We start from the raw sequence: 8,085 nt of genomic DNA on the forward strand, positions 1-8,085 counted from the left end.
CATTTTATCGGCTTTGATTAACCATTCTAAAGGGATTGTATAGCTTTTCTTTAAAAAATATAGTTTTAACACAGGAGGAGAAAAATGTTAGCCGATATTAGCGACGATTTAAAGAAGATTTTTTTATTTGGCGTAGGCGCGGTGGCTGTTACAGCCGAGAAATCAAAGGTTCTCATTGATGAGTTGGTGGAAAAGGGTGATCTCACGGTCCAGCAGGGAAAGATTCTCAACGAAGAATTAAAACACAATATCAAAGAAACCATCAAAGACACGGTGACGGTTAATGTGGTTAAATCAGAAACACCACCTTCAGCCGATTCCGTTATAGAAGGCCTGGATACGATGACTCCTGATGAGATAAAGAAGATTCAAGATAAGTTAGAGGCCATCATTGCAACGCAACAAGTGGAAAAAGAAATCATCGAGGTATCTGATTTAGCAGAAAATGTCAGTGAAAAGGAAATCGATGAATTTAAGTGATTCCGGTCTAAGCGTAAAAGATATACCAAAAGGACCAATGGATACAAATGGAAAACGGTTAAAAAAAATTGTATCCATTCTGGTAAAACACGAAATTACCAAAGGGTTGACCCCGGAAAAACTTCGACTTATCATTGAAGATTTGGGGCCAACCTTTATTAAGATTGGTCAGATTATGTCAATGCGCCGGGATATTTTCCCTAATGACTACTGTATCGAACTCGAAAAATTGCGCTCACAAGTGACGCCGATGCCCTTTGATGAATTCATTCGAATTATTGAAGAAGAGTATCAGTGTCCGGTGGATGATGTGTTTAGCAACATTAATCAAGACCCCCTGGGATCGGCCTCTATTGCTCAGGTTCATGCTGCCGATTTAAGCGATGGGGCGAAGGTTGTGATTAAGGTCCAGCGCCCGGGGATCTATAAGGTCATGGCTCAGGATGTGGTGTTACTAAACCGGGCCACCGGTATTCTCAATATCGCCAGTGGTATTGGCGATGTGGTCGATTTTAAAATGATTGTTGACGAAATGTGGAGTACGGCCCAACAGGAAATGGATTTTCTTTTTGAGGCTAAAAATGCTCAGTTATTTAATGAACTTAATGCAGAGATCAAATATATCGGTTGTCCTAAAATTTACAATCAATACACCACCTCCAAGGTTCTGGTCATGGAAGACATCGTCGGCATTGCAATTGATGAAACAAGAACGCTACAGGATGCCGGCTATGATCTTGAAGAAATTGGTGTGAAGCTGGCTGAAAACTATGTCAAGCAGATCATTGATGATGGCTTTTTTCATGCTGATCCCCACCCGGGAAATATTTTTATCAGAAATGGACAGATCGTCTGGATTGATTTAGGTATGATGGGAAGACTGTCCAAGCGGGAAATGGGACTCTTAAGAAGAAGTGTCAAAGCTGTGGCGACACGGGATGTCGAAAGTCTCGAAGGGGCGATCCTTTCGCTGGGAGTCCATAAGGGCCGGCGAATTAATCATTCACTTTTATATGAAGCGATTGATCGGATGCTGGATGTCTATGGTACCGAGGAACTCAGCAACATCAACATGGGGCGATTTCTGGAAGAAATATTGCGAATAGCCGCCGAGAATCATATTGGTATGCCCAGAGGTATCAGTATGCTCAGTCGCGGCATGATCACCATTGAAGGCGTGATTGCAAAAATATCTCCCGACGCCAATTTTGTCCGTATCATGGCCAACCATATGGCCGGTCAGCAGATCACAAATTTCGATTTGAATAATTTTATGGAGTCGAACAGACAAAAAATCCTAACTTCGGGAGAAAAGGCAATTAGTGTACCTGGACAAGTCTCTGATTTCTTGAGTCTGACGAATAAGGGACAGTTGAAAGTGAATCTTGAGATTCTCGGATCAGATGAACCCCTGGCGGAAATCGATCAGATGGTAAATAAGATCGTGATCTGCATCATTCTGGCGGCGCTTTTAATGAGTTCCAGTTTCATCGCAACCACCAACATGACCCCCCAATTTATGGGAATCCCGGCTTTGGGCGCGTTGGGTTATTTTACCGCTATTATTTTAAGCCTGGCGTTGATGATTTCCATCCACCGAAAAAAGCGAAAACGTTGAAAACAGACTACTATAATGTCTTTTGATCCATTTCAATTGAAGTCATTTTGGGGTAAATTAACAGACTCTTAATGTAATCTTTCCAAACCGTTAACATATGATGCTGCCGTGCATGTTAGACTTTAACAGCGACGAAGATAATCGGGAAACCGGAATCTTTTGCGCTGTTATTTTTTTAGTGCATCAATCGAATAAATATGCAGCAGATGGGGAGATGAGTAGATGAAATGGTTTTACAACTTAAAAATAGGAAGCAAGGTAATTTTGGGGTATTTAGTCATTGCGGTTATCGCCGGAGGGATCGGCATGATGGGACTGGCAGGTATCCAAAAAATCAGTGAACAGGATGTGTACCTTTATGAGAAAATGGCAAAACCGCTGGGAGAACTTATCTATATTGTTGACGCTTTTCAAGGTCTTGTAGGAAACACCCAGGATTTGTTAGGTGCAACCAGCCCCGAAGAAATTGATGCCATTGAGCTTGAAATTCTAAAACGAAATTCCCGATTTGATGCAAATCTCAAAACCTTTCAAACAACTTTAAGTTCACTGGAAGCAATCGAAATTGCGGACGAAACCTACCTGCTAAAAGATGATTTTGACCTGATCGTAACCAATGTCATCGATCTGGTTCGACAAGGAAACCAGGGAGAAGCCCTGGGGTTGATTAATAGCAGTGATTTTGAAGTGGTAAAACAAAAAATCGAAGAAAATTACCGGGCAATGATGGACATAAAGTTAGAAGCTGTTAAAGGTACCGCAAAAAGTAATCATGATATCGCCACAGAAACCACTCGAATGACGATTGCCCTGTTGGTGATCGGGGTAGTGATTTCTTTACTGTTAGGTCTTTTTATTGCGTCAACAATTACCAGACCGATTGCAAAAATTAGGGATATGATTAAAGAAATGAGTCTGGGACACCTGGGCATGCGGCTTTATATGGACAGTCTCGACGAGGTAGGTGAAATGGCTACCGCCATGGATCATTTTGCCGATGATCTTCAAAACGTGGTGATAAAAACCATCCAACAGATTTCTGATGGGGATTTATCGGCGGAAATTGAGCAAAAGGATGAAGCCGATGAAATTATACCGGCACTTAAACAAACAATAAAGACCGTGCGCGATCTGATTGCTGAGTCAACCATGCTCGCTCAGGCAGCAGTTGATGGAAAACTCCAGATCAGGGGCGATGCCAATGCGTTTAAAGGCGGTTTCCGAGAGATTCTAGTGGGATTTAACGACACCTTGGATGCACTTGTAACCCCTTTAAATGTGGCAGCCAGCTATGTGGAACAAATCGGCAACGGCGTTATTCCGGAGAAAATCGATGAGACTTATTATGGCGACTTTGATACCTTTAAAAACAATATCAATGCCTGTATTGACGGTCTGGCAGCCCTGGAAGAAGGCAACCGGGTGTTGGGACTGATGAACCGCAACGATTTTTCCCAGGCAATCGTAGGTAATTATCTGGGGATTTACGCAGAAATTGCCGAATCCATCAATGGTATCCGGCAGCTTCTTTTGACGATCACGCGGATTGCCGGCAATATTAGAGAAGGAAATCTTTCTGATTTGCCAAAGCTTAAGCAGGATGGCAAACGCAGCGAAAATGATCGACTGATGCCCACCTTGGCCGGGATGATGGAAAATATTTTTATGCTGGTAGAAGAAACCGAAACCATGGCTCAAATTGCGGTGCAAGGAAATCTTAGTTTTCGAGGTGACAGCAGTAAATTCAGGGGTGAATATGCCCAAGTTATTGAAGGATTCAACCAGACCCTGGATGCAGTGATTGAACCAGTTAAAGAAGCTTCAGATGTCCTGCGTGAATTAGCACAGGGAAATCTTCATGCCATGGTAAGGGGTGATTATCAGGGTGATCATGCAAAGATTAAGGACGATCTCAATGAAAGCATCATGTCATTGGCAATCTATGTCGGTGAAATCACAAGTGTCCTTGAAGCAATGGGGCAGGGAAATCTCAAACAGGAAATTGAAGCGGAGTTTAAAGGTGACTTTAAAGAAATAGAAAATTCCCTTAACACGATTAATACCCGACTTAGTACCACCCTTTCGGATATTGACAGTGTTTCGGCCCAGGTGGAAATGGGAGCGATTCAAATATCAGATAGTGGCCAGGCGCTGGCCCAGGGAACAACAGAACAGGCCAGTTCGATTGAGGTTCTAACCACTTCGATTGAACAAGTCGCCGACAAAACAAAGCACAATGCGATCAGGGCCAATGAAGCCAATGAAGGGGCGATCGCGGTGCGAAAAAATGCCGAGATCGGCAATCATCAAATGAAAAAAATGGTTGCCGCCATGGATGAAATAGATGAATCAGCCAACAGTATTTTTAAAATTATCAAAGTAATTGATGATATTGCGTTTCAAACCAATATTCTGGCACTTAATGCTGCTGTCGAAGCAGCCAGAGCCGGTCAGCACGGCAGAGGATTTGCCGTGGTTGCCCAGGAAGTAAGAAGTCTGGCCATTCGTTGCAGTGATGCTGCCAAAGAGACAACCGCTCTCATTGAAGGTTCGATCGATAAGGTGGAAGTTGGTACTCGGGTAGCAGATGAAACCGCCAGTAGCCTGAAAGAAATATCCAGTGAGATAAAAAAAGTCACCCATTTAGTTGGAAATATTGCGCAGGCTTCCAGTGATCAAGCCGCAGAAATCGAGCAAATTAATCAGGGGATTGAGCAAGTTTCACTGGTTATTCAAACCAATGCGGCCACAGCAGAACAAAGCGCGGCAGCCAGTGAAGAACTCTCTGGCCAGGCGCAACTGCTTAAGCAGATGGTTGGTACCTTTGAAATTAAAACGATCGGTTAAGCCAAAGCCATCGATTAGTAAAAAGTGTCTTTAATCTTGGTATTACATTAATAATCGAGTAAAAACTCCGTCTTTTGGGCGGAATTTTTTGTGTTGTTAAAAAATTTAGATTAGAATGATTAATTTTGGGTAAAAATAATTATAGCTGTTAAAAGCGAATCTAAGTAACAAAAAAAGGAGAAGAAAAAAATGAAAAGAAAATTATTTCTCGGAATGATTATCGGCCTTGTTCTATTGATTGCAGGTTGCGCCCAAGCTCCAGCAACAACAGATGATAAAGATACTGGGTCGGAAACTGATGTCGTAACAACTGCTTCAATTGTTGATACGGAGGAAGCCTTTATTAAAGCCATCAGCAAAGATGGAACCTGGATCATTGCCACCATTGATGATTTGGAAATTAGTTCGGACCTGGTCTTAGACGGCGATTTTGTTAATGGCAAGAAAGATGATGGCGGAAATGATATCGTTCAGCGCAAGATAGGCCTTTATACGCAAGATGAGGACCGAAATGTTACCGCCAGATTTACACTGACGGCACCAAAACTAACCATTAATAGTCCCAAAGCAAGCATTGAACACGGAACCTTTGTTGGTGATGTTTATGTAAATGCCAATGACTTTCAGCTTAAAGACCAAAAAATCGAGGGAAATTTGTATTTTACAACACCCGAAGCTCAATCAACATTTATGATGGACGCGACCAGTTCAGTAACCGGTGTTCAGGAGTTAAAACAGTAATGGTTTGACATTTCACAATTAAAATTTTGGGAACCTCTAAATTGAAGCGTGAAATACATCAATTTAGAGGTTTTCCTTTTAGAAAATTTAAAAAGAATGATAATTGACTGGCGTAATGTGTTACTCGTTTAAATAAAAGTGTAATGTTTAAGCGTCTGGGCAATAGTCAAAATTCAGTTAAAATTCGGAGGTGCATTATGGAAAAAAATATTATTATATTAGGCGCCGGATACGCGGGAATTCTAACGGCAAAAAAGCTTGCCAAACGTTTAAAAGATCACCAGGATATTAAAATCACCGTAATCGATAAAAAAAGTTATCATACCATGCTTACTGAGCTTCATGAGGTAGCTGCGAATCGTGTTGAGGAGGATAGTATCCGAATCAGCTTAAACCGTATTTTTGAGGGACGAAATGTCGATGTACAGGTTGATACGATCACGGATATCGATTATGAAAAAAAACAATTAACCGGGAAATTAAAAACCTATCCTTACGATTATCTGGTCTTAGCTTCCGGTTCTCAACCGACTTTTTTTGGGGTTGAAGGGGCCAAAGAATTTGCTTATAAACTATGGTCTTATGAAGATGCCGTAAAGCTTAAAGGACACATTCTTAATATGTTCACAAAGGCGTTACAAGAAACGAATCAGCAGGAAAAACAGCGGTTGCTCAGTTTCTATGTTCTAGGAGCAGGCTTTACGGGTGTCGAAATGGCTGGGGAACTTGCTGAATGGGTACCGGTACTTTGTAAAGAATTTGAAATTGACCGTGAACTGGTAAAGATTACCCTAGTTGATATGATGGACAGAGTGGTACCAAATCTATCAGAGCCGCTATCAGAAAAAGCAAAAAGGCGATTGGAAAAAATGGGCGTCACGGTCATGCTAAACACGTCGTTTAATAAAGTTGGTGAAAATTTCATCGAGCTTAAACAGGGGGATCAGTATCAAGAATTCCCGACAAACAGCGTTGTTTGGGCAGCCGGCATCGAAAGCTCAGATATAGCTAATAAGGCAGTTGCGCTTAATCAAATTGGGCGGGGGCGGATTAAAACCGATGAATTTCTGCGGGCAGAAGGAAAAAACGATGTTTTTATTGCGGGAGATAATATTTTTTTTATTCCGGATGGTGAAACAGCGCCAGTGCCCCAGATGGTCGAAAACTGTGAACAATCAGCAGATACAGTTGCCCATAATTTAACCAGGGCAATTACAGAGGGCGGCGAAATGGAGAAGTATGCTCCCAAATTTCATGGAGTAATGGTGAGCATTGGCGGGCGTTATGGCATTTCTTATGTTGGTACAGAAAAAAAGAAGTTTGCATTGCCCTCCTTCCTGTCTCAATTTGTGAAGCATTTTATTAATATTATTTATTTTATCCAAATTTTGGGATGGAATAAGGTCTTTAGTTATATCCGACATGAATTCTTTACCATTAGAAATTGTCGTAGTTTTGTCGGTGGTCACTTTTCTAATCGTACCCCCAGTTTTTTACTGGTTCCGCTCCGCGTTTTCTTAGGTGCATTTTGGGTATATGAAGGTGTCAAAAAAGTCGATGAAGGGTGGCTTTACACACCTAAATTGACGCCATTCTTTCAAGGTGCAAGTGATTTATTCAATGCAGTGATTAACGCTAGCGGTGGTGGTGAGGTGATATCGACGGCGACAGCGGTAGGCCAGGGAACCGAAGCCGCTGGAAGCCTGCTCATTAATTGGAATATTTTAGGTCTTTTTAAGATTATTCTGATTCAAACAACAGATATTGCTATCAAATTGCAAGTTGGCCTCATGGATTGGTTTACCAGTACCATCATTTTAAGCAGTGAGAGTTCAGAGGTGTTTTTTCAGTCTGTAATTGTTTATTCCGAAATAATTGTCGGGATATTGCTGATTTTAGGTCTGTTTACAACTATCTCTGCGCTATATTCTATTGTTCTGCAGGGCATGTTTGTCACAACGACAGGGCTTTACCTGAGTACATGGTGGATGATTTTTGCGGCGGTAGCTGTTATTATTGGCGGAGGGAGAGTATTCGGCCTTGACTATTATGTAATGCCTTGGTTAAAAGAGCGCTATAAGAATATTAAGATTGTCCGGAAACTATATATCTATCATGATTAAAAATGAATTAGCCGAAAGAATAGAATACCTTGCTTCACTCGAAGCAGTCAGACAATTGATAAAAGAAACTTTACTGGATACGGATGAGTTAATTTTAGAGATGATGGAACACCTGACGTCCGGAAGTGGAAAAAATTTAAGGGCGATGTTATTGCTGGCTTCAGCAATGGATCGTGAAGGCTTTGTACCGCGTGACGCAGTATAATGTTCACAAATAGTTGGACACAAAATCCAGAAAATAAGATAAACTATACACATGAGTAAAAAACGACGAAC

General features: G+C 41.5%; 6 protein-coding genes. All 6 read left to right on the top strand.

The features are described 5' to 3' along the window. The first annotated feature begins 84 nt into the window (after positions 1-84). The 6 genes from U2P91_RS16160 to U2P91_RS16185 all read left to right on the top strand — a co-directional run bounded on the left by U2P91_RS16160 (position 85) and on the right by U2P91_RS16185 (position 8,014). Positions 85-480, top strand: a complete 396-nt coding sequence (locus tag U2P91_RS16160) for a hypothetical protein (RefSeq protein WP_322520036.1) — start codon at positions 85-87, stop codon at positions 478-480. Then, the gene (locus U2P91_RS16165) at positions 467-2,098 is read left to right on the top strand and encodes an ABC1 kinase family protein (RefSeq protein WP_111886514.1); all 1,632 of its coding nucleotides are present in this window, start codon (positions 467-469) and stop codon (positions 2,096-2,098) included. The genes U2P91_RS16160 and U2P91_RS16165 overlap by 14 nt, the downstream gene beginning before the upstream one ends. A gap of 222 nt (positions 2,099-2,320) precedes the next feature. Then, positions 2,321-4,945, top strand: coding sequence for a methyl-accepting chemotaxis protein (locus U2P91_RS16170; protein ID WP_322520037.1), 2,625 nt, complete (start codon positions 2,321-2,323; stop codon positions 4,943-4,945). Positions 4,946-5,134: 189 nt separating this feature from the next. Further along, positions 5,135-5,686: a hypothetical protein gene (locus U2P91_RS16175; RefSeq protein WP_111886516.1), complete on the top strand. Its 552-nt coding sequence runs from the start codon at positions 5,135-5,137 to the stop codon at positions 5,684-5,686. A gap of 197 nt (positions 5,687-5,883) precedes the next feature. Next, positions 5,884-7,809: an FAD-dependent oxidoreductase gene (locus U2P91_RS16180; protein WP_322520038.1), complete on the top strand. Its 1,926-nt coding sequence runs from the start codon at positions 5,884-5,886 to the stop codon at positions 7,807-7,809. Continuing rightward, positions 7,802-8,014, top strand: a complete 213-nt coding sequence (locus tag U2P91_RS16185; RefSeq protein ID WP_322520039.1) for a hypothetical protein — start codon at positions 7,802-7,804, stop codon at positions 8,012-8,014. The genes U2P91_RS16180 and U2P91_RS16185 overlap by 8 nt, the downstream gene beginning before the upstream one ends. Positions 8,015-8,085: the final 71 nt, after the last annotated feature.

This window comes from Acetobacterium sp. K1/6, assembly GCF_034438075.1.
In the GTDB taxonomy this organism is placed as follows: domain Bacteria; phylum Bacillota; class Clostridia; order Eubacteriales; family Eubacteriaceae; genus Acetobacterium; species Acetobacterium carbinolicum.